The following is a 22,012-nucleotide window of genomic DNA, read 5'->3' as shown; positions in this document are numbered from 1 at the left end:
CGCGAGGCAGAGGTCACGAATACTGCTCCCGGAAACGGCGGCGCAGCCAGTCGCTGATGAGGTTGAGCACGAAGGTCATCAGGAACAGCAACATGCCCACGGCGAAGATGGTGCGGAAGGCAATCGATCCCGCCGGTGTATCGCCCATGCTGACCTGCACGATGTAGGCGGTCATCGTCTCCACCGGATTCATGGGGTTGGCGGTCAGGCGCGGCTGTTGTCCCGCCGCGATCGCCACAATCATCGTCTCGCCAATGGCGCGGGACATGGCGAGGATGAACGACGCGGAGATGCCGGAGAGCGCGGCGGGCACCACCACACGCAACGCCGCCTGCATCTTGGTGGCGCCCAAGGCGTACGCGCCTTCACGTAGCCCGTTAGGCACCGCGTGCAACGCGTCTTCCGACAGCGACGACACCAGCGGGAGGATCATGATGCCCATGACCAGACCGGGACTCAGCGCATTGAACAGCGCCAGGTCGGGGAAGACCTTTTGCAGCAGCGGAGTCACGAACAGCAGGGCGAAATAGCCGAAGACGACCGTGGGAATCCCGGCCAACACCTCCAGCACGGGCTTGACCACGCGCCGCACGCCTGGCGGGGCATACTCGCTCAGGTAGATGGCCGAGAGCAGGCCGGCAGGCATCGCCACGAGCATGGCGATGAGCGACACCAGAATGGTGCCGCCCACAAGGGGGAGTACGCCGAACTGCGGGTCGTAGAAGAGCGGCGTCCAGACGGTGCCGAACAGGAAGTCCGTGATCGGCACCTCACGGAAGAACTCGTACGTTTCGAAGACGAGCACGCCGATGATCCCGGCGGTGACGAGCACTGATCCGGCGGCGCAGGCAAACAGCGCGCGCTCGATCAGCCACTCGACTTTCCGCCGGGTCGCCAGCGTCATTACTGACGGCCCTGCAGCAGTTCTGTCAGGGATTTCGTTGACTGCGCCGCGTGGTCGGCAAACATGGTGCCGGGGGTGCGTGCCGCGAGGCGCGCCTTGACCAGCGCCAGTTCGGCGTCGGTCAGCGAGACATACCCGACTTCCTTCGAGAGCTTGCCGGTGTTGGCCAGGTAGAAGTCCGCGAACTTCTGCACTTCAGGGCGGGCCATCGCGGTGGTGCTCACGTAAATGAACAGGGGCCGTGACAGAGGGCGATAGGTGCCGTTGCGCACCACGTCAAACGACGGCTGAATGGGGCCCGCCCCGTTGGTGGGGTCCTCGTCGTCGATGCCCACGAGCTTGAGCTTGCCCTGGTTCTCTTCGTAGTAGGCGAGGCCCATGTACCCGAGGGCGTATTCGTCACCCGAAACGCCCTGCACCAGGATGTTGTCGTTTTCGCTCGACGTGTAGTCGCCGCGGCTCTGCTTGGCCTTGCCCACAATCGCCTCGGTGAAGTAGTCGAAGGTGCCCGAGTCGGTGCCGGCGCCGTAGAGGTTAATCGTCTTGTCGGGCCAGCCCGCGCGGACCTGGCTCCACTTCGTGATTTTGCCCTGCGCGTCGGGCGACCACAGCTTCTTGAGTTCGGCGACCGTCATCGAAGCGGCCCAGGTGTTCTTGGGATTCACGACCACAGCGAGGCCGTCGTAGGCGACAGGCAGTTCAACGAAGGCGATCGATGCCTGGGCGCAGGCTTCCAGTTCGGAGGTGCTGATGGGCCGCGAGGCGTCAGACACCGCGATTTCGCCGCGGCAGAATTTCTTGAAGCCACCGCCGGTTCCCGAAAACCCGACTGTGACTGGTGCGGAACCATCGGTCTTGCCGAAATCCTCCGCGACCGCTTCGGAGATCGGAAAGACCGTGCTGGAGCCGTCGATGGCGATGACGGCCGCAGGCGTGGACGAGGGCGCCGGCTCTGTGCCACCACCGCACGAAGCAGCGACAAGGGCGGGCAACGTGATGATGCTCAGGAGGCGGGCAGCGGACAGAAGGCGAATTCTCATAGGACCGAGCGTATGGGCCGAGAATATCGCGCCGGTTTCGGAGGTGTAAATTCTGTGTTACAAGCGGACCGGGGGCCGGGCGGCCCGTCGGCGACCCCGCCCAACCGCGACTTCGAAGCGGATCGGCCGGTCCAGCAGGTCCGAGAGGGGCTCGGCATGCCGCTGGGCCGCCCACAGCTCCAGTTCGGACGCTTCACCCGCCCGAAGGCGCACGAGAAGGCCCTCGGGTGTCTCAGTGAGCTCAATGCCGCCGATCGATTGTGCGTGGCCGCGGTCCAGACCTTCGGCCAGGCGCAGCATGGCGGCCAGCAGCCGCACGATACGGCGGCGCGGCGCTGGCAGGGCGCTGAAGTCCTCATGGCTTTTCCGTGGGGCGGTCTGGCGGTGGTATCGCGCCACCAGGGCCATCAGCACAATCTCGTCGGGCTCGAAGCCCCGAAGATCGCCATGCAGAATGAGATAGTGCGAGTGTTTGTGGTGCCGTTCGTAGCTGATGAGGCCGCCGATGTCGTGCAGGATCGCGGCGTACTCCAGCCACTCACGTTCGCGTGGCCCCAGTTCATGCAGGTGCTGCGTCGCGTCGAACAGCGCGAGCGACAGGCGTGCCACGTGGGTGGCATGCCGCGGAATGTAGTGACAGCGCTCGGCGAGTTCGATGACGCTGCGCCGACGGACATCGGGGCCCGTTCGACGGTGCGGATGTGCGCGCCGTTTTTCTTGATGTAGTCGAGCACCAGCCCTTCTCGCAGGGCGAAGTCGCAGAGCGTCAACTCGGTGGCGCCCAGGGCGCTGAGCAGGGTGTCGAGCAACACGGCGCCGGCCACCGCGAGGTCGGCGCGTCGCGGGTCCAGGCCGGGGAGCGCCAGACGATCTTCGAGTGTCGTGTCGGTGAGCGATCGCCTGACGCGGCGAAACGCCTTGGCGCTCACGCGCCGGTTGCGCAGGTCGCCGCCGTCGCGCACGGCCAGCGCGCCGAGCGCGGCGATCGTGCCTGACGTGCCGATGACACGGTGAAAGCCACGCGACTTGAGCGCGCGAATGTGTGTCGCCGTCTGCCGGCGGACGTATCGCTCCACCCGCTTTTCTTCGTCCGCCGTAATTGGGTCGCTCGTGACGAACCGCTCGGTCAGCCGGATGACGCCAATCTTGAAGCTGCCGCCCAGTTGCATGCGAGCCGCGGTGCCGAGCGTCAATTCCACGCTGCCGCCGCCGATGTCGATCACCACCGCAGCCTGGCCGCCGACGCCCGCCGCGTAGGCCGCCGCCAGGTGGATGAGGCGCGCTTCTTCAATGCCGGAAATCGTGCGGACACGAATGCCCACTTCCCGGCGAATCCGCGTGACAAAATCCCCGCCATTTTCGGCTTCACGCACCGCGCTGGTCGCCGACGCGATGATCTCATCCACCGCGTGCGACTCCGCGAGGCGCTTGAACTTGGTTAAGGTTTGTAACGCGTTTGTAACAGCCGTGTCCGACAGGCGCCGGCCGTCAAGTCCGCCCGCCCCGAGCCGCACCATGTCTTTCTCGCGATCCACGACTTCAAACGACAGGTCGGGCCGCACACGTACGACGATCATATGCACCGAATTCGTGCCGATATCGATCGCCGCGATCCGCATGCACTAAGCTACCACGGTGGGTGAGGTGCGACCGTGAGCACGCTTCGACTGACGCACGCGTTGGCTGAGCAGGTGCGCCGTTTTTCACGCGCCCTCGGACGGGCGCGGCGCGGGGATCCCACCGGCGTGCATCAGGGGCGCGTGGCGTCGAGACGCATTCGCGAAATGTTGCCGCTCGTGGCGGCCGCGGACGAAACGCGGGCCCGTCGCACACGCCGTGATGTGCGCCGTGTCGCCGCCGCACTCGGTGCGGTTCGGGAACTGGATGTCACCCTCGGCCTGCTGGCCGATCGCGCCACACGGCACGCGTGGCATCCGGTGGTGGTGACGCGCGTACATCAGCAACTGGAGGGCGCACGGCTGGAGCGGCAGAAAGACGTGGTGGATGCCCTCCGTCGCGTGGGCACCCCCGCGTTGCTGCGTGACCTGCGGCGGTCGGCTGCCGGCGCTGCGCGTGGGGGTGTGGCCGCCTGCCATCAGGCGCTGGCCGAGCGGCGACGGGAGCGCGCCGGCGCGCTGGCCGACGCCCTGCAGGCGCTCGGGACGTTGTACGTGCCCGATCGCCTGCATGAGGTGCGGCTGTGTGCCAAGAAACTTCGTTACAGCCTGGAGACCGAGCGCGCTGTACGGCTGGCCGCGGTGGCGCGCGACATCAAAACACTCTCCGGCATGCAGGAAGAACTGGGCGCGCTCCACGACGTCCAGATGCTGCAGGACTGGCTGCGGCGCCTGGGACGCGACATCGGCGGCGATCGCGCGACGCAGGCGCAACTGCGGCGGATGGGCGTGGAACTGGAGGGCGAGTGTCGCGCCATGCACGCGCAGGTGGTGGCAGACGCACCGGCCTGGTTGAAACTGGCACGACGACTGGAGCAGCGCTGAAATGCCCACACTGTTTTTGATCAGGCACGCCATTGCGGAGGAACGAGGCGAGGACTGGCCCGATGACACCCTGCGTCCGCTGACGGCAAAGGGCGCCGCGAGGATGAAGAAGATCGCCGAGCGGCTGGTGACCCTCGATGAAACGGCCGAAATCGTGCTGACGAGTCCGTTGACCCGTGCGGTTGAAACCGCACAGATTCTCAAGGCGGTGTGGACGCCGTCGCCGGCAGTTTCGATCGTGGACGCACTGGCGCCCGACCATACGCCCGCGGCAACGGCCGCCGCGCTCGGGAAATTCAAGGCCCCAGCGCGCGTGGCGGTGGTGGGCCACGAGCCCGACCTGGGCGCCTTCGCCGCGTGGGTGATTGGGACCCGCATCCCGTTGGTGTTCAAGAAGGGTGGCGTGGCCCGGATCGACCTTCCGGCCTGGCCCCCAACCCGCGCCGGCCAGCTCGTGTGGCTGGCCTCTCCAAAAATTCTCCTTGCCGGCCGATGATCTTATTCACCATGAAGGGCCATGAAGATCCATGAAGGCGCGGGGTTGAGTGCCGCCTGCGGCGGCATGCACGATCGAAGGGGAGTCACGCACGAACGCACCGCCTGAAGCTCTTCGGTGTGTTCGTGCGTGACTCCCCTTCGATCGCGCTGGCCCAGCGAAGCTGGGCCCTCAACCACGCGCTGTCAGACTTCGCGGCACGACTATTGGTGAATCTTCATGGAGCTTCATGGAGCTTCATGGTGAGAAATCTATTTACACCACGGTCCCGGGTTTGACGATCGCGCCCTTGGGCACGATGATGATGCCGTTGCGGATGTAGTAGCCGTCGCCGTCCACGTCTTGCAGGCCGCGGTCATTCACGAGTCGCGCGCCTTCGCCGATGCGGGCATTCTTGTCCACGATCACGCGGTCGAGCACCGCGCCCCGCCCGACACCCAGCGGCAAGTCGGTCTGCCGGTCGTCATAGAAGTCTGCGCCGAGCAGCACCGACCGGGTGACCTTGGCGCTGTGATGGATCGAGGTCCGGATGCCCACCACCGATTCCTTGACCTCGCAGTTGTCGAGGTAGCACCCCTCGGCCACGATCGCCTCGTCAATCGCGCACTGATGCAGGCGTGAGGCGGGCAGGAACCGCGGCCGCGTATAAATGGGCCGCGTGGGATGAAAAAAATTAAAGGGCGCGCCGCGCCGCGTGAGCATGAGGTTGACGTCGTAAAACGCCTCGACCGTGCCGACATCGGCCCAGAAGCCGCGCGAAAAATGCGCCTGCACTTTGTGCGTGGTGAGCGCGTGCGGAATGATCTCCTTGCCGAAGTCCACGGCGTGGTCCCGCGCCAGCACTTCATGCAGCACATCACGAGAGAACACGTAGATGCCCATCGAGGCGACAAAGGGTTTGTCAGGACCGAGCCCCGCCATGGCCAGGCCCGACGGCGACAGCGCGCGCAACTCTTCGAGGCGTGCAGGTCCCGGCTTTTCATCAAATCCGACAATCTGATTGCCGGAATCACATCGCAGGATGCCCATCTGGGTCGCTTCGTCTGCCGTCACCGGTTGCGCGGCAATCGTGATGTCGGCGCCGCGGTCGATGTGCGACTCGATGAGTTCGGTGAAGTCCATGCGGTAGACATGATCGCCCGCGAGGATGAGGTAGTACTCGGCGTCGATGTTCTGGAAGTGCCGCGCGGCCTGGCGCACGGCATCGGCCGTACCCTGGAACCAGCGCTCGCCTTCGGGGGTCTGTTCCGCGGCGATGACCTCAACGAACCCTTCAGAGAAGAGGTCGAGCCGATAGGTCTGTGAGATGTGCCGGTTGAGCGACGCCGAGTTGAACTGCGTCAGCACATAGATGCGCTTGAGCCCGGCGTGCAGGCAGTTGCTGATCGGAATATCGATCAACCGGTACTTGCCGCCCAGCGGAACCGCCGGCTTGGACCGGTGGTGGGTGAGCGGAAACAAACGGGTGCCACGGCCACCACCGAGAACAATCGTCAGGACATCCAGCATCGTCGGTCATTCTAGCCTTGGATGCGCGCCCGGTGCGAGTGTCACGCGCGGCAAGCGGTTTTCGATCGGCGTAACCGCCTCGTCATGCCGTCGTCACGACGGCTGCGGATGATCCCTTCCGATCCTGCCGGCAGTTGGCCGGGAGGAGAGGAGGATGAACCGCGATGATGAACATAGGTAGAGCCGCCGCGCTGGTCGCGGCGTTGGCTCTCGGGGCCGGAAGTGTATCGGCATCAGGAATGCTGGCGGCGCAGGCCGCGTCGACCGGAACGGTCACGGGACGAGTGGTGGACGCTGCGCGTGGGGAAGCACTTCCAGGCGCACGCGTGCAGTTGCAGGGGAGTGCGGTCTCAACGGCGACTGACCGTCAGGGTGCTTTTCGCCTGACCGGAGTGCCGCTGGGCAACCAGACCTTGCTTGTGACCTATCTGGGTCGCCGTGACGGCACCCAGGCCGTCACCGTCACGGCCACCGCCGCGGTGGTCATCGAAATCAAGCTCGAACAGGACTACGCGTACAGCGAGACGGTGACCGTGGCCGGCGAGTCGATCCAGGAGGGCCAGGCCCGCGCGCTCAATCAGCAGCGCACCGCGCTCAACATCACCAACGTCGTGGCGGCCGACCAGATTGGCAGCTTCCCCGACCCGAACGCGGCCGAAGCGGCCTCGCGCATTCCGGGCGTGTCCATTGCGCGTGACCAGGGTGAGGGCCGGTACGTGCTCGTGCGCGGCACCGAGGCGCGGCTGAATTCGATGCAGATCGACGGCGAGCGCATCCCGGCGCCCGAAGGCGGCGCCCGCCAGGTGGCGCTCGACGCGATTCCTGCCGACCAGTTGCAGTCCATCGAAGTGTCCAAGGCCGTGACGCCCGACATGGACGCCGATTCCATCGGCGGCGCGGTCAATCTGATTACGAGGCAGGCGGCAAACAAGCCCACGATGCTGGCGTCGATCGCCGGTGGTTATAACGCGCTTCAGCGTTCCGCAGGCCAGAAGTACGCGTCCGGCACGGTCGGGCGCCGCGTCAACGGCGGTCGTGTGGGCCTGCTGGCGGGATTCAGCGCGACGCAGCTCACCCGTGGGTCGGAGAACTTCGAAGTGGACTATGCCGGCAACACGATGGCCGACATGCAACTCCGCGACTATCAGATCGAGCGCAACCGTTACGGGTTCAACGGTTCAGGCGATCTCCGCCTCAGCGACACGAGCACCATCAACCTGCGCGCGATTGTGAACCGGTTTGAAGACTACGAAGTCAACAACCGCATCCGGTATCGCCCGGGGAACCGGCGGATCGAGCACGTGCTGAAGAACCGGAACCAGAACCAGAACATCCGGTCGTTTTCCGCCGGCGCGAATCATCTGCTGGGCACCGGTGCCTTCCTCGACTATCGGCTGGCGTACGCGTTCGCCGAAGAGATCCAGCCCGATCGGCTCGACACGATCTTCCGGCAGACCAACATCAACTTCTCGCCTGATATCAGCGACCCGGAGAACATCCAGCCGAATCCTTCAGCCGACGTCTCGGCCAACGCGCGACTGAACGCCTGGGAAACGGAGATCTTCGACACCCAGGACCGCGACTGGACGGGCTCGTTCAACCTGCGCGTCCCGATGGGCGCAAGCACCGACGGTGCCCGGTTCCTGAAGTTTGGCGCCAAGGTCAAGGACAAGCGCAAGACGCGCAACTTCGAGATAGGCGCAGCCTCACCGCTGACCACGGTGAACTTTCCGGCGTTGCAGGACACCGCGTACGACAACAGCCGCTTCCTTGATTTCTTTCCGGCCACGTACGCGAAGTTCCCCGGGATCAACGCGGACGCTTCACGCGCCATGTTCAATGCGCTGCCGGCGGGCCGCTACCAGGTGGACCCCGAAGGTGATGCAGAGAACTACGACGCGAAGGAGCGCGTCCTGGCGGGTTACGCGATGGCCGAGCTCTTCCTCGGGCCCAAGTTGACGCTGCTGCCGGGCGTGCGCGTGGAGTCCACCAAGGTGGACTACACGGGCTATGAAGTGTTGTATGACGATGGCGGCGACTATGTGTCGACGCGGGCTGTCACCGGTGGCGACACCTACACGCAGGTGCTGCCTGGCCTGCATCTGCGTTACGCGCTGAGCGGCGAGACGAACCTGCGCGCGGCCTACACCCGCACCATCGCGCGGCCGAACTACGTGGACCTGGTGCCCTACCAGCTGGTCTTCCAAGAGGATGCCGAAATTGCGCGTGGCAACTCCGCCCTGAAGCCAACCACGTCGGACAACCTCGATGTGCTGGCGGAACGGTACTTCAAGTCCATCGGCGTGGTCTCAGGCGGTGTGTTCTACAAGCGGATGAGCGACTACATCTTCAACTTCCGTTTCCAGGAACAGGCGTTCGGTGACCTCTACGCCATTTCGCAGCCGAAGAACGGCGACACCGCCACGCTCTGGGGCGTGGAGCTTGCCGTTCAGAACCAGTTGCGGTTCCTGCCCGCGCCCTTTGACGGTCTCGGCATCTATGCGAACTACACGTGGACGGACTCCAACGCGCGGTATCCGGACCGGACGACAGACTCCACGCTGCCGGGCCAGTCGAAGCACCTGGGCAACGTGGCCCTCTGGTACGAGAAGCACGGTTTTTCGGCCAAGACCTCATTGAACTTCCACGGCAAGTACATCGATGCCGTGGGTGGCGACGCCCTCGAGGACGTCTACTACGACAACCACACGCAGCTCGACATCAGCGTCAGCCAGCAGCTGATGAAACGCATCAAGATCTATGCTGACGCACTGAACCTGACAAACGCCCCACTGCGCTACTACATTGGCAACACGAATCGTCCGATTCAGCAGGAGTACTACCGCTGGTGGACGCAGTTCGGCGTCAAGATCAATTGGTAAACCGTTACAGCCTGATCGTGTGCCTCACCCTCGCCGCCTCGTGCGGCGGGGGGGAGGTCGTTTCAGAACCACCGCCGTCCGCGCCACTCGGTCCCACGCTCACCACGGCGTCGGTCCCCGACGACCCGGATGACCCTGCCATCTGGATTCATCCCACCGACCCGTCCAGGAGCCTGATTATCGGCACCAACAAGGTCGCCGCGCCGCATGGGGCCGTGGTCGTCTTCGGACTGGATGGCGCGATTCGCCAGGTCATTGCCGGCATTGACCGGCCGAACAACGTCGACATCGAGCAGGGCGTGCGTCTGGGCGACCGCACTCTCGACATCGCGGTGGTGGCTGAGCGCCTGCAGCACCGCCTGCGGGTCTTCTCGATTCAGGCCGACGGTAGTGGGCTGTCGGAGCTGGGCTCGGTACCCGTCCTCGCCGGCGAGACCGCCGACCGTTCCGAGCCGATGGGCATTGGCCTCTACAAACGGCCCTCAGACGGCGCAGTGTTTGCGATTGTCGCGCCGAAACTCGGCGGCGCCACGAACTACCTCTGGCAGTATCGCCTCGACGCCGACGGCGCGCGCGGCGTGAAGGGGACGCTCGTGCGCCGGTTCGGGAACTTCAGCGGCGTTGGAGCCGCGCCCGGCGAGGCCGGCGAGATCGAAGCCATCGTCGTGGACGATGAGTTGGGCTACGTCTATTACTCGGACGAGCGGTACGCGGTGCGCAAGTGGCACGCAAACCCCGACCATCCGGCCGCCGGGCAGGAACTGGCTGCGTTTGGTTTGACCGGCTACCAGGGTGATCGCGAAGGCCTGGCGATTTATTCGCGCCCCGGCGGCAGCGGTTTCCTTGTATCAACGGACCAGATTCAGGGCGGTTCGGTGTTTAAGCTGTACCGGCGGGAAGGGGAGCCAGGTGCGCCGCATACCCACACCGTACTTCAGGAAATCAGGACCTCGGCCGACGAAACAGACGGCATTGAGGTCTCTACGGCCTCTTTGCCTGGATTTCCTCAGGGGCTGCTGGTGGCGATGAATAGCGGGCCCAAAAACTTCGCGTTGTTTGACTGGGCCCGGATTGCGCCCAGATAACCGCCCCGTGTTACGAAGAGTTTACGTGCGCCGGGCCGCGAACCTGACATAACTAGCGTGAGTACAGAAGGACGCGACTACATGGAAACCCACACCCGCACGACAGACGGCCACACAGACCTCCTTGAGGTCAGAAGCAGCGCACAGGGATGGGAGGTGCGTGAGACCCGCGACAGCGCGGTCGTTCGCACCAAGCGCTATTCCGATTGGCACAGGGTTGAGCGCGCAGTGCTCGTGTTTGAACTCAGCGAGGCCATGGCCGTCGCGGGCTCAATTCCGTCAATCACGAAGCTGTAGAGCTTCGATCATCCGCCCCGCCTCCGTGGCGTGCCAGGGTTCGATCACGAGCCGCCCCGCATGGCGGGCCACTTCAGCGAGATGGGTCGCCTCCTGCCGGCGGCGCGCGCGCAGGACAGGGTCGGTGACCGACAGCGGGCTCAGGCACTGATTGACGACCCACGCGTACGGATGAATATCTGCGCGCGCCAGATCGCGTTCAAGTTGCATGGCCTCGTGGATCGGCGTCGCTTCCGGCAGTGTCACCAGCAACACGTGCGTGAACCGTGGATCGCGCAGCCGGGGGAGCAGGCGCTGCACCGCCTCAGGGGTGCCGCTGCTTTTCCTGAGTACCTCGCGGTGATAGGCCTCGGCCGCATCGAGCAGCAACAACGTGTGGCCGGTGGGCGCCGTGTCGATCACCACAAACTGCTCTTCACCGTGAGCCACGGCCTCGGCAAATGCGCGGAACACCGCAATCTCCTCAGTGCAGGGCGACCGCAGATCTTCTTCGAGCAATGCCCGCCCCTGGGCGTCGAGGCCGTCTCCCGCTGTGGCGAGCACCTCTTCCGTATAGCGCCGTGTCTCGACCGCCGGATCGATTCGCGTGACCTGAAGTGTGGCCGGCCGTTCCGTCGCGGCGGCCTCCACATGCGCCGCCGGGTCGGTCGTCGTCAGCAGCACTCGCGCACCGCCGCGCGCCAGTTGCGTCGCCACCCGGACCGCGATGGTCGTCTTGCCCACACCGCCCTTGCCCATCGTCATCACCACGCCCGAACCAAAGCGGGCGATGTCGGTGACCAGAGCGTCCAGACTTTCATCTTCCATCGGTTCGTTCAGGCCGTCGGCCCGCATGCGGCGCAGGGCGTCGATGCCGACAAGGCCGAACGGCAACAACGGAATCTCCGTACGTGGAAGCACACGCAGCCCTTCGGGCATCGAGTCCACTGCGTGCCGCGCACGGGCGTCCATCGACACCGCGATGGGATCTGATCGATCACTCGCGGTGAACAGGCCGTTGAGGATCAACTGCACGTGCTGCATGCCGAGGGTGGCGAGTTCTGCCCGCGTGCGCTCGGCTTCCCGCAGTGATGGTTCTTCCGGGCGCGCCACCAGCACCAGAGTGGTCGTATTGCCGTCACGCAACGCGGCGTGCGACGCGGCGTACAAGGCCTGTTGCGCCTGCAGGCCCGAGAGCGGCCCAAGGCATGACGTGCCGCCGACGTTCGCGTCGATGAATGTCGACCAGGCCGCCGGCAACTCAAGCAGCCGCAGGGTGTGACCCGTTGGCGCGGTATCGAAGATGACGTGATCAAAATCGCGCGTGGTACCCGGGTCGCCGAGCAGTTTCGAGAACTCGTCAAAGGCGGCAATCTCGACGGTGCATGCGCCCGACAACTGCTCCTCGATGCTCGCGACCGCCGCTTCGGGCAACACGCCACGATAGGGTCCCACGACGCGCTCGCGGTACGCCTCCGCCGCCCGCATCGGATCGATGTTCAACGCCGACAGCCCGGGCACTCCGGGCACGGCTGTTGGTGTGGACGAGAGCGTCACTCCCAGCACTTCGTCGAGGTTCGATGCCGGGTCGGTGCTGACCAAGAGGACGCGGCGGCCGGCGTCGGCCAGTTCTATCGCCGTCGCGCAGGCTGACGATGTCTTGCCGACACCGCCTTTGCCGGTGAAGAACAGGATGCGGGTCAACAGCAGCCAGAGGTGTTGGTGTTGGTGAGGATGATCGGCTTGCCGAGTGAGACCTTGGCTTCGACGCCGGCCCAACCCGCCAGGTCCACGCGCGTCGGATACACGCCGGTGCTCTTCACCTCACCGTTCACCATCACGATGGGCAGGCCTTGGGGACCCTTCGCCTGCAATACACCCTTCACCTGGTCATCGTCGGCAAACATCGCGGGCTGTTGGGCGAGGTTGAATCGTTCGACCGAGACGCCTTGCGACTTGAGCCAGTCGAGGTTCGCCGAGAACCTCGCCAGATCGGGGTCGACCGACGGACCGCACACACCAGTCGAACAACACATCGCTGGATCGAATACACGCACTACGGTCATAACGCCTCCATCAATATTCAAGCATGGCAAGCGCGGCCGGTTTTATGCTGTAAGAGACACGTGGGGCTTGAAAACCGAGGTCTAGTCAACCACGAAGCTATAAATCTTCCAGCGCCCGCCCGATTCCACGAGCGAGCCAAAGAGTCTCACCGTCACAGGGCCGGCCGGGCCACGCACGTCGAGCGTCGTCTTGCGATGCACCCGGAAGGCACCGTAGTCAGTGGTCTCACCGCCGAAGGTCACGGCAATCAACCGGTAGTCGCGACCGCCGTGCTCTGCCAGCAGTTGCGCCATGTAGTTCTCATTCTTTTGTGACGTGTCGGCCCACACGTAGTCGAGTGGCATACCGACCTTCGGGTCGCTGGCCGGCAGACCGGGCCAGATGTGTTTGCGGAACTCGCTCTCCGAGACGGCCAGGCTCGCCAGAGTGGAGCCGTCTCGGGCCGCAATCGCCCGGAGGGCGGCCTCCACGACGGCGTCCTTGCTGGTGAACGCCGGCTCGAAGGCGATCGGCGTGGAGGACTTCCCGCATCCGACAGGACCGGCGATGCCGATAGCCAGGACGACCAGCCCGCGAACCAGACCCCTGACAAAAAGGCCCGGGCCGGTCTGATGACCGGCCCGGGCGCATGAGTGGTGCATCGCGCTATCGTAGCGCCTGAAGGGTGAGATCACCGGCCGTAGTAGGTCCAGCCCTTGGTCCAATCCGTGGCCAGGTCCGGCCCCAGCGCGCCGCGGAACAGGGCGACTTCGAAAAACCCATCGTTGGGCGGCACCGCCGGCGTCAGCACGAGGGCCGGCGATCCCACCTTTGGGCGCCAATCCGGAGCCAGCCGATTGAACGGGTCTACCAGCATCGGATCCGTCTCGGCCACTCTGGTGCCCGCGGCCGTCCGCAAGGGAACCGTGGTGGCGTTCGTCGCCCAGTTCACGGTTGAGCCCGTGGCGTTCACCCCGCGGCCGTTCTGGAACAGGATACCCTCGGTGACTGACAGGGCTCCGCTCGCAATACCCGCGACAGTCGAAGCGTCGCGCACGTCGATGCCCTGTGCCTTGAAGCCCATGACAATGAAGTTGCGGATGATCCCGGCGGTACCGACCCGCAGTCGCATGCCGTTGGTGCTCTCGGGGCCGATGGTGGAGTTCGGGTCGCCGATGAGGGTGATGTTGTAAATCTGCGGCGCTGACCGCGGCAGCAGGTTCTGCTGGGTGCTGTGGTTGTCCGCTTCAATACCCTGGTCGGTGTCGTCGCCGCGCTGCTGCACCACCGCGAACTGCAGCTTGCCGGTCCATCCCCAGGTCCAGTCGATGTTGTCGTCGCCGATGTTGGTGAGCACCACGCGCTTGATGTTCACCGTGCCGCCGAACATCTCGATCCCGTCGTCCTTGTTGTAGTGGATCTGGATGTTCTCGACGATCGTGCCGTTACCCACGCCCTGGAAGGCGATGCCATTCAGCTCGTTGTCGGGGCTGAACTCGATGCCGGCGAACTCGACGCGCACGTAGCGGAGGATGCCCGAGTTGTCGGCAGGGTTGGTGCCGCCATACACGCCGGTTGACCCTTCGCCGATGGCGGTGCCGCCGGGGAGGTTCAGGGGCGCGCGTCCGTTGATGACCAAGCCACCCCAGTCGCCGCGGAATCGGGTGCCAACCGGTTGGTCCGATGTCATGACGATGGGCGCGAGGGCCGTGCCGTTTGCGATGATTTGTCCGCCGCGCTCGATCACGAGTGTGCCGCGCGTGGCCGTTTCCCCGATAATCCGCGTGCCGGCGGCGATGGTGAGACGGGCGGGTTCACCGATGAACACGGCGCCGCGCAACACCCAGTAGGTGTCGTTGGTCAGCGTCACGTCGCTGGTGAAGCGTCCTTTGATGACGCGCACCGGCTTGTCGATACCGGCGACAGTGACCGGGCTGCCGATGACGCCGGCCTGCTGCGTATACACCGGCGCCGGCGCCATCGTCCATGCGATGGCCACCGCCGCGGTGAGGGTTGTCAGAGTCTTGATGATGGTTCTCATAGGAATCGTCTCTTCACACACGACTGAGTTAGAAAGCGGAAATGCCGAACTGGACCGCCCAGGTGCGTCCAAGGCTGTAGACACGCTGCTTGTTGCCGGCGCCCTGGAGGAAGCGGACTTCGGTGTTGTTCAGGTTCTCGCCCGACACACGGATCCGCAGTCGCTTGATGTTGGCCGAGAGGGCCACGTCGACAGTGCTGCGGCCTTCCTCAAAGATGTCCGGCAGGCCAAATGAACCGACGTCGGCGATGCGGTCGCTGAAGCTGTTGTAGAGGACACGTGCTGTCACAAACGGCAGCCTCGCCTCCAACATGCCGTTGAAGATGTGCTTCGACGTCCCGGAGAGCGGACGCTCGAGCGAGGTCAACGTGGTGGTCTGCGTCGTGTTCAGCGAAATGCTCGAGTCCACGAACGTGTAGTTGACGCCCGCCAGGAATCGTGACGTCAACCGTTTGCGCATTTCCAGTTCCACGCCGGCGTTACGGGCCGACTTGGCGTTCAGGAACGACGTGCGCAGGGCAGATGTCGCTTCAACAATGCGCTCAATGGGCTTGTCGAACCGCTTGAAGTAGGCCGTGGCGGCGAGCACTTCTTCGGCGCCGCCGAACCACTCCCACCGCACGTCGAAGTTCTGAATGAGTGAACGCTCGAGTTCAGGGTTGCCCACCACCGCGCGTCCGCCAACGATGTCGGTGAACTCGAACGGCGCCACTTCCCGGAACTCGGGGCGGTTGACGGTCTGGCTGAAGCCCACGCGCAGGTTCTGGCTGGCCGAGAGGGCCTGGACGAAATTCACAGCCGGGAAGATATCGGTCTTCTTGATCTCGGCTCGGATGGACTCGGTGGTGCCATCCAGGTTGGTGTCGAACAGGTCGAACGTATCCACCGTCTGGCGGAAGTTCTCAATACGGGCGCCCAGGATGAGACGGCTGCGGTTGGTCAGCGACAGGTCCAGCATGCCGTAGCCGGCGACCACGCGCTGTTCCGCGTCATACGAGTCGGTCGTCCGGGTTTCTTCGCGCAGTTCGTATCGCGACCCGATGTTGGCTGCCGAGAAGAGGTTTTCGGGCGACTGGCTCAGGTCAAACGTCGGCACGCCTGGCACGTTCGGGATGCCGGCGAGCGGCACGAAACGGAAACGCCGGGAGTCGAAGTTACGGGTTCGCTCGGTGTAGGAAGGACCGAACTTGATCATGCCCGGCAGGCCCCTGGGCCCGCTGAAGGCCACGCTCCAGTTCGCACCAAGGTCGATCGAGTCTTCGTCGAGGTCGTTCCACATCCGCAGACCGCTCTGCGATTCATCGGAGATGGTGTAGACCGTGCCCGCCGGGAGCTTCTCGTAGAGCGTTTCGCGGATGTCCGGCTCGTCGCGGTTGCTGCGGCCGACCGTGGCGCGCCAGTCGAGCCGGCTGCTCGAAATCGTCGGAAAGAAGTGTTCGCCGGTCACCTGAACGGTCTGCAGGCTCTCTTCTTCCCACAGCAGCCGGGCGTTGCGGAAGTCTTTGCCCGAGTCGTCGTTGTAACCCTGGAATGTGCGCGTCTCGCGCTTGCCTTTGTTGGTGGAGAAGCCCTGCACCGACAGGCGATGGTTGTTGTTGAGCTGATAGGCCAGGTTCGCAAGGCCAGCCAACGATCCACGCGTGGCGCCCACCTGATAGTCATAGGTGGAGAATGGCGTCAGGGTGGTGCCGCCTTCAGCCGAGTAGAAGACGAGCGATTCTTCCTGGTAGTCCGACTTTTGCGACTGCGTGAGGCTGGCCGACACGCCGAGACGGCCGTATCGGTTGCCAAAGGCCACGCTGAAGCCCTGGTTCGGTGCGCCATCGACACGCTGCGGGCTCCACGCGTTTACGAGCGATTCGCCGAGCGTTTCGAGCGTCGCCGCGTCGACGCCGACTTCCGGAGTGTAGATGCCGCCGCGAATCACTCGACGGTTGGGGAATGCGGAAGGCAGAGCACGGCTCTTGTTGGTGAGGCCCAGCCAGTCGCGGTCGCCTGAGGTGTGATCAAGCACGCTCTTGCCCTGCACCAGACTGTTGGCGCCGTACGTGTACGACACGTCAAGCATCATCTTGTTGGGGAGCTTGGACATGTTGAGTTCCACGAGGCCGCCCGCAAACTCGGCAGAGCGGTCGGGTGTGAACGACTTGATGACAGACACGTTGTCGAGCATCCCGGCCGGGAACATATCGAGCGCAACGACTTTGCGATCGGGCTCGGTGGAGGGGAGGACCGCACCGCCCAGTGTGGTGTTCGAATACCGCTCACCAAGGCCGCGCACGAACACATAGGAGTTGTCCACAACCGAGAGGCCCGTGACGCGCTGCAAGGCCGAGGCGGCGTTGCTATCGGCGTTGGACTTCATTTCCTGGCTGCCCATGTTGTCGTTGATGGTGGTGGCGCGCCGGCGCTCAAGCAGCTGCACGGCCGTGCTGGTGGTCTCCGCGTCGGTAATCTGACCGACCACCGTCATCTGCTCAGAGAACCCGGCCAGCGCCAGTGTCACATCCACGGTGCGCGGGCTGGTCGCGGTCAGGTCGATCGACAGGACACGGTCCACAAATCCCGACAGGGTGACCTTGATCTGGTGTTTGCCGACAGGCAGGTCCAGCGAGTATTTGCCATCCAGGTCGGTGAATGTCGTCTGCGCGGTGCCGACCACCTCCACGGTGACGCCCGGCAGTGGCGACGCGTTAATGGCATCCAGCACACGGCCGGTGACCTTGCCCGTTCGAGCCTGCGCCGCTGCGCTTGCCGTCCCCAGGGCGAGGCAGGCCAGCGTCAGGCCCACCCGGTACAACATCTTCATCATGTGAATCCCTCCAAAACACGGCCGCGAGTGCGGAAGTGTGAACATGAGGGACAGCGTACGAACGGCCTGTGATGCAGGCACGACGGCTGCGTTACGGCGCCGTTAATTCCCCGGGGTCTCTTCGACGAATCGGTAGCCGAGACCCACGACGGTCTCGATCTGGCGCCCGACGGTGCGGAGTTTGGAGCGAAGCCGCCCCACATGCACGTCAACCGACCGCGTTTCCACGTAGTGGTCGTAGCCCCAGACGCGCTCCAGGAGGCGGTCGCGCGACAGCACCCGGTTGCGGTTCTCCACCAGGCATTTCAACAGTTCAAATTCACGCCGGGTCAGCCGCACGGGATCGCCGTCGACACTCACCATCACCGCGTCAAAGTCCGCAAACAATCTTCCCATCTGGTACACCTGTGGCGGCGGCTCGGCGCCGCCTTGTTTGCGCCGCAGAACGGCGCGCACCCGCGCGGCCAGTTCGCGCACACTGAAGGGCTTGGTGATGTAGTCGTCGGCACCCAAATCCAGACCCGACACACGGTCGGATTCTCCCGTGCGAGCCGTCAGCATGATGATGGGCAACTGGGCGGTGGCCGGCTTGGCGCGCAGCAACCGGCAGACTTCCGACCCGCTCAGCACCGGCAGGTTGAGGTCGAGAATCATCAGGTCCGGAGGGCTGTCGAATACCGATTTCAGGGCGGCATCGCCAGTACCCACGATTGTGACCTCCACGTCGCCCGACCGCTCAAGCGTGTGTTTGATGAGGCCGGCGATATCACTTTCGTCGTCCACCACGAGAATCCGGGTCGGCGCAGGGGCTGGCATCAACATCTCTGGGATTGAGGATAGGGAGATGCGATTTCCCTGACGTGTCAAGGCGGTTAATTCGGCGTTACGGTCTTGTGCCCATCGGCCGGCCGTTACATCGCTGTTACAATGCCGTTGCCTGAACGCCGCGCGTCCCGCGGATTCGGCAGTCCGGGGGGCTTGTGGGCTTTCGTTTCAGTCTGATTCCCAGGGAAGAGCAGTTCTTTACGCTGTATATGGCGACGACGGCCGAGATTAAGGCCGCCGCCGGGCATCTGAAACAGATGCTCGAGGCCGACCCGCCCGACGACGCCAAGGTTGATGTCATCAGGGACGCCGAACATCGCTGCGACACCCTGACGCACGACACCATCCAGCGTCTGCACCGCACGTTCATCACGCCATTCGATCGCGAAGATCTCTATGCCATGGCGACGTCGCTCGACAACGTGATGGACGCCATCGACCACTCGGCGTCACTGGTGCGCAACTACCACATCAAAATCATCCCCAAGGGGGCGCGCGAACTGGCGCACATCGTGACCCAGTCGGCCGAACGGCTGCACGCCGCCATGGAGGCGCTCTCCACCAAGGCGCCGATCCAGCCACACACCGTCGAGATCAACAGGCTCGAAAATGAGGCGGACCGCGCCTATCAGGTGGCGATCCAGAAGTTGTTCGAGACCGAAACGGATCCCATCAGCCTCATCAAGTCCAAGGACTTGCTGGATGTGCTCGAGCAGATCACCGACTGCTGCGAAGACGTGGCCAACGTCATCGAGAGCATCGTCGTGAAACACGGGTAGGGCCGTCATGGATGCGGCACTCGTAACGATCGTCGTGGTGGTGGTCGTTGCGCTGATTTTCGACTACATCAACGGTTTTCACGACGCGGCGAACTCCATCGCCACGGTGGTCTCCACACGCGTGTTGTCACCGGGCCAGGCGGTGGTGTGGGCGGCGTTTTTTAATTTCATCGCGGCCTTCTTCTTTGGCACGGCGGTGGCGAAGACGGTCGGCCAGGGCATGGTGGACCTCAATATCGTCACCTACGGTGTGATCCTGGCGGGCCTGACGGGGGCAATCGTCTGGAACCTGATCACCTGGTATTGGGGACTGCCCACCAGTTCTTCGCATGCGCTGTTCGGGGGATACGCCGGAGCCGCGGTCGCCAAGGCGGGGTTCTCGGCCATCATCGTGTCGGGCTGGACCAAGACGCTGATCTTCATTGTGGTGGCGCCGCTGATTGGGTTGGCGGTCGGCCTGATGTTGATGACGGCCATTTTCTGGACGTGCCGCAACACAACACCTACACGTGTGGACCGCTGGTTTCGACGCTTGCAGCTGACGTCGGCGGCGGCGTTCAGTCTCATGCACGGCGCCAATGACGCGCAGAAGACGATGGGCATCATTACCGGCGCGCTGGTTACCGGGGGATACCTCACGACGTTTGTGGTGCCGTTCTGGGTGGTGATGGCCGCACACGGCGCCATTGGCCTCGGCACGCTGACCGGGGGGTGGCGCATCATCAAGACGATGGGGTCCAAGATCACCAAGTTGCAGCCCGTCGGCGGGTTCGCGGCGGAGACGGGCGCGGCCGTGGCGATCTACACGGCCACGGCGCTGGGAGTGGGCATCAGCACGACGCACACCATCACGGGCGCCATCATCGGCGTTGGCGCGACACGCCGCCTGTCGGCCGTGCGGTGGGGCGTGGCGCGGCAAATCGTCTGGGCGTGGATCCTCACGATCCCAGCGTCGGCCTTCATCGGGGCGATCAGTTTCTACGTCCTTCACTACTTCGGGCCGGAACTCTAGAGTCCAGGGTCCAGGGTCCAGGGTCCACGGGCCTACCAGTTCGATGAGGCGAGTACGCGCGCGGCGAGGAGTAGCAGCGCGGCGGCGGTGAGGCCTTCGAGGGCCCGGCGCGCGGATGGTCTCACGAGCAGGTGGCGGAGTCGATCCAATCCAAACGCCCAGAGGCTGTGGCACACAAACGCCATGCCCACATGCGCCGCTGCAAGTTGCACGTAGTAGCCGCGCGGTGCGCCGGCCGGCAGGAACGACGGGACCACCGCGAGGTAAAACGTCGCGATGGCAGGGTTGAGGAGATTGACCGTGACGCCCTCTCGCACGGCGTGATGATGCTCAGTGGTGGCGTGAGCATCGAGGATCTCGCCTGAGATGGGCAAGGCCTCTCCGCGGATGAGTCGCCCCGCACTGGCGAACCCGAGCCACGCCAAGTAGAGCCCGCCGGCCAGTTGAATGGCCAGGAGCAGTGCCGGGTTCCGTGCGATGACGACGGCCAGCCCCAGGCCGGCGGCCGTGGCATGGGCCGCGTTGCCGGCGGCGGCTCCCAGTGCGGCAGCCAGTCCGCCACGCCATCCGGAGGCCAGCGTGTTGCGCACCACGACGGCGGTGGTGGCGCCCGGCGTGACGACCAGCGCCGCCGTCAGCGAGAGGTACGCAACAAACAGGGGATCCACGTCCGCCTCAGCCAGTTGGCGTGGAGGAGGGCGGTCGGTCAGGCAGGCGAACGTGCACGACAGCGCCGCCGCCCTCGCGGTTGAGTGCCCACACGCGACCGCCGTGAAGTTCCACCAGATGCCTGACGATCGACAGGCCCAATCCGGTGCCGCCAGGGTCGCGCGTGCGGGAGCGGTCCACCCGATAGAAGCGTTCAAAGATGCGATGCAGTTCGCCGGCAGGAATGCCGGGCCCCGAGTCGCTCACCGACACGTCGACCGATTCGCCCTCGCGTGTGGCGGCCACCTCGATCTCGCCACCCTGAGGGCTGTAGTTGATCGCATTCTCAAGCAGGTTGCGAAAGACGTCGTGCAGTTTGGCCGGGTCACCAAACACGGCGTCGGCATCGGCACTGACACGCGTGGTGACGCGCAGATCGCGCGCTTCAATCGCGCTGTCCATCTCGGCGACCACTGCGGCGAGGAGGGGACTTGTCTGGCACAACGTCTGGTCGAGCGTCTCTTGTCTCGCATCGAGCCGGGCCAACCGGAGCAGGTCGGTCACGAGCCGCTCCATACGTGCGGCGTGACGGGCAATGATGGCGAGGAACTTCTGCGTCTGATCGCGGTCCAGTGGAGAGTCGAGCAACGCCTCCACGTAGCCGCGAATGGCGGTGAGAGGCGTGCGCAACTCATGAGACACATTCGCCACGAAGTCGCGCCGCACTTGATCGGCCTGACGCAACTCCGTGACGTCGTGCAGCACGAGCACCGCGCCACCGCCGCGGTCGGCCTCCACCGGCACAGCTCGAGCCACAAAGGCGCGCCTTGATCCGTGGTCAAGCTGAACCTCGGCCGGCGTGGGGCGCGCGCCGGTGAGCGCGGCAGAGAGTTGGCCGGCCACTTCGGGATGGCGCACCACTTCGATGAAGTGGCGGCCCTCGGGGTCGTCTGGCAGGCGGAGCATCTCGCGAATCGCCGTGTTGCTGATGACGAGCCGGCCACCACGGTCCACGAGGACTGCGCCCTCGGCCATGCCTTGCAGGACGGCGTCCATGTGGGCCCGTTCGCGAGCCACATCGGTCAACCGGGCGCCCAGGTCGCGCGCGGTTTCGTCGAGCACCCGTGCCACGGTACCGATTTCGTCGCGTCCCAGG

General features: G+C 64.6%; 20 protein-coding genes. 7 read left to right on the top strand and 13 right to left on the bottom strand.

The features are described 5' to 3' along the window. Positions 1-13 precede the first annotated feature (13 nt). Genes pstC through IPL75_11670 form a run of 4 tightly spaced genes read right to left on the bottom strand, consistent with a single transcriptional unit; the run spans position 14 to position 3,563 of the window. A complete protein-coding gene (pstC, locus tag IPL75_11685; GenBank protein ID MBK9240899.1) occupies positions 14-904 on the bottom strand; it encodes a phosphate ABC transporter permease subunit PstC in 891 nt (296 codons plus the stop codon). Then, a complete protein-coding gene (locus IPL75_11680) occupies positions 904-1,944 on the bottom strand; it encodes a PstS family phosphate ABC transporter substrate-binding protein (GenBank protein ID MBK9240898.1) in 1,041 nt (346 codons plus the stop codon). Before IPL75_11680 ends, pstC begins: the two co-directional genes overlap by 1 nt. A 57-nt stretch (positions 1,945-2,001) precedes the next feature. Then, complete coding sequence (locus IPL75_11675) at positions 2,002-2,352, bottom strand: hypothetical protein (protein ID MBK9240897.1); 351 nt, start codon at positions 2,350-2,352, stop codon at positions 2,002-2,004. Beyond that, on the bottom strand, positions 2,352-3,563 hold the full coding sequence (locus tag IPL75_11670; protein ID MBK9240896.1) for a Ppx/GppA family phosphatase: 1,212 nt from the start codon (positions 3,561-3,563) through the stop codon (positions 2,352-2,354). Before IPL75_11670 ends, IPL75_11675 begins: the two co-directional genes overlap by 1 nt. Before the next feature lie 33 nt (positions 3,564-3,596). Here IPL75_11670 and IPL75_11665 point away from each other — a divergent pair, with 33 nt between their 5' ends. Both IPL75_11665 and sixA read left to right on the top strand, forming a co-directional pair. After that, positions 3,597-4,445: a CHAD domain-containing protein gene (locus IPL75_11665; protein MBK9240895.1), complete on the top strand. Its 849-nt coding sequence runs from the start codon at positions 3,597-3,599 to the stop codon at positions 4,443-4,445. 1 nt (position 4,446) lies between these two features. Next, positions 4,447-4,941: a phosphohistidine phosphatase SixA gene (gene sixA / locus IPL75_11660; GenBank protein MBK9240894.1), complete on the top strand. Its 495-nt coding sequence runs from the start codon at positions 4,447-4,449 to the stop codon at positions 4,939-4,941. Positions 4,942-5,196: 255 nt separating this feature from the next. Here sixA and IPL75_11655 read toward each other — a convergent pair whose 3' ends face one another. After that, positions 5,197-6,450: a glucose-1-phosphate adenylyltransferase gene (locus IPL75_11655; GenBank protein ID MBK9240893.1), complete on the bottom strand. Its 1,254-nt coding sequence runs from the start codon at positions 6,448-6,450 to the stop codon at positions 5,197-5,199. 164 nt (positions 6,451-6,614) lie between these two features. On the opposite strand from IPL75_11655, the gene IPL75_11650 reads away from it, so the two are divergent. The 3 genes from IPL75_11650 to IPL75_11640 are packed head-to-tail and all read left to right on the top strand — an operon-like array spanning position 6,615 to position 10,714. Next, on the top strand, positions 6,615-9,332 hold the full coding sequence (locus IPL75_11650; GenBank protein MBK9240892.1) for a TonB-dependent receptor: 2,718 nt from the start codon (positions 6,615-6,617) through the stop codon (positions 9,330-9,332). A gap of 17 nt (positions 9,333-9,349) precedes the next feature. After that, positions 9,350-10,417 (top strand): phytase, encoded by a 1,068-nt coding sequence (locus IPL75_11645; GenBank protein MBK9240891.1) that lies wholly within the window; start codon positions 9,350-9,352, stop codon positions 10,415-10,417. A gap of 57 nt (positions 10,418-10,474) precedes the next feature. After that, positions 10,475-10,714: a hypothetical protein gene (locus tag IPL75_11640; protein ID MBK9240890.1), complete on the top strand. Its 240-nt coding sequence runs from the start codon at positions 10,475-10,477 to the stop codon at positions 10,712-10,714. Here the strand turns inward: IPL75_11640 and arsA are convergent. From arsA to IPL75_11610, 6 genes are all read right to left on the bottom strand, one after another. Continuing rightward, the gene (gene arsA / locus IPL75_11635) at positions 10,697-12,403 is read right to left on the bottom strand and encodes an arsenical pump-driving ATPase (protein MBK9240889.1); all 1,707 of its coding nucleotides are present in this window, start codon (positions 12,401-12,403) and stop codon (positions 10,697-10,699) included. The two genes, IPL75_11640 and arsA, sit on opposite strands and share 18 nt — an antisense overlap. Then, positions 12,394-12,759: an arsenite efflux transporter metallochaperone ArsD gene (arsD, locus tag IPL75_11630; protein ID MBK9240888.1), complete on the bottom strand. Its 366-nt coding sequence runs from the start codon at positions 12,757-12,759 to the stop codon at positions 12,394-12,396. Before arsD ends, arsA begins: the two co-directional genes overlap by 10 nt. Before the next feature lie 81 nt (positions 12,760-12,840). Beyond that, entirely contained in the window at positions 12,841-13,401 is a 561-nt protein-coding gene (locus IPL75_11625) for a hypothetical protein (GenBank protein MBK9240887.1), read from the bottom strand. A 29-nt stretch (positions 13,402-13,430) separates the two neighbouring features. Beyond that, entirely contained in the window at positions 13,431-14,780 is a 1,350-nt protein-coding gene (locus IPL75_11620) for a T9SS C-terminal target domain-containing protein (protein ID MBK9240886.1), read from the bottom strand. A 28-nt stretch (positions 14,781-14,808) separates the two neighbouring features. Further along, a complete protein-coding gene (locus tag IPL75_11615; GenBank protein ID MBK9240885.1) occupies positions 14,809-17,637 on the bottom strand; it encodes a TonB-dependent receptor in 2,829 nt (942 codons plus the stop codon). A gap of 57 nt (positions 17,638-17,694) precedes the next feature. Next, on the bottom strand, positions 17,695-18,408 hold the full coding sequence (locus IPL75_11610) for a response regulator transcription factor (protein MBK9240884.1): 714 nt from the start codon (positions 18,406-18,408) through the stop codon (positions 17,695-17,697). 164 nt (positions 18,409-18,572) lie between these two features. Here IPL75_11610 and IPL75_11605 point away from each other — a divergent pair, with 164 nt between their 5' ends. Together IPL75_11605 and IPL75_11600 are read left to right on the top strand one after the other, a co-directional pair. Then, positions 18,573-19,196, top strand: coding sequence for a DUF47 domain-containing protein (locus IPL75_11605; GenBank protein ID MBK9240883.1), 624 nt, complete (start codon positions 18,573-18,575; stop codon positions 19,194-19,196). A gap of 7 nt (positions 19,197-19,203) precedes the next feature. Further along, positions 19,204-20,208, top strand: coding sequence for an inorganic phosphate transporter (locus tag IPL75_11600; protein MBK9240882.1), 1,005 nt, complete (start codon positions 19,204-19,206; stop codon positions 20,206-20,208). Between the two features lie 32 nt (positions 20,209-20,240). Here the strand turns inward: IPL75_11600 and IPL75_11595 are convergent, their stop codons facing one another. After that, positions 20,241-20,876: a LysE family translocator gene (locus tag IPL75_11595; GenBank protein MBK9240881.1), complete on the bottom strand. Its 636-nt coding sequence runs from the start codon at positions 20,874-20,876 to the stop codon at positions 20,241-20,243. A gap of 7 nt (positions 20,877-20,883) precedes the next feature. Continuing rightward, on the bottom strand, positions 20,884-21,987 hold the full coding sequence (locus tag IPL75_11590) for a PAS domain-containing protein (GenBank protein ID MBK9240880.1): 1,104 nt from the start codon (positions 21,985-21,987) through the stop codon (positions 20,884-20,886). Positions 21,988-22,012 lie beyond the last annotated feature (25 nt).

The organism is Acidobacteriota bacterium (assembly GCA_016716905.1).
Classification (GTDB): Bacteria; Acidobacteriota; Vicinamibacteria; order Vicinamibacterales; family SCN-69-37; genus SYFT01.
Note: the sequence above shows the minus strand (reverse complement) of the source record. Positions and strands in the feature narration are given on the sequence as shown.

Coding starts and splice junctions, on each gene's coding strand:
- pstC (MBK9240899.1), bottom strand. CDS start 904: ATGACGCTGGCGACCCGGCGGAAAGTCGAGTGGCTGATCGAGCGCGCG.
- IPL75_11680 (MBK9240898.1), bottom strand. CDS start 1,944: ATGAGAATTCGCCTTCTGTCCGCTGCCCGCCTCCTGAGCATCATCACG.
- IPL75_11675 (MBK9240897.1), bottom strand. CDS start 2,352: ATGGCCCTGGTGGCGCGATACCACCGCCAGACCGCCCCACGGAAAAGC.
- IPL75_11670 (MBK9240896.1), bottom strand. CDS start 3,563: ATGCGGATCGCGGCGATCGATATCGGCACGAATTCGGTGCATATGATC.
- sixA (MBK9240894.1), top strand. CDS start 4,447: ATGCCCACACTGTTTTTGATCAGGCACGCCATTGCGGAGGAACGAGGC.
- IPL75_11655 (MBK9240893.1), bottom strand. CDS start 6,450: ATGCTGGATGTCCTGACGATTGTTCTCGGTGGTGGCCGTGGCACCCGT.
- IPL75_11650 (MBK9240892.1), top strand. CDS start 6,615: ATGATGAACATAGGTAGAGCCGCCGCGCTGGTCGCGGCGTTGGCTCTC.
- arsD (MBK9240888.1), bottom strand. CDS start 12,759: ATGACCGTAGTGCGTGTATTCGATCCAGCGATGTGTTGTTCGACTGGT.
- IPL75_11625 (MBK9240887.1), bottom strand. CDS start 13,401: ATGCACCACTCATGCGCCCGGGCCGGTCATCAGACCGGCCCGGGCCTT.
- IPL75_11620 (MBK9240886.1), bottom strand. CDS start 14,780: ATGAGAACCATCATCAAGACTCTGACAACCCTCACCGCGGCGGTGGCC.
- IPL75_11615 (MBK9240885.1), bottom strand. CDS start 17,637: ATGTTCACACTTCCGCACTCGCGGCCGTGTTTTGGAGGGATTCACATG.
- IPL75_11610 (MBK9240884.1), bottom strand. CDS start 18,408: ATGCCAGCCCCTGCGCCGACCCGGATTCTCGTGGTGGACGACGAAAGT.
- IPL75_11600 (MBK9240882.1), top strand. CDS start 19,204: ATGGATGCGGCACTCGTAACGATCGTCGTGGTGGTGGTCGTTGCGCTG.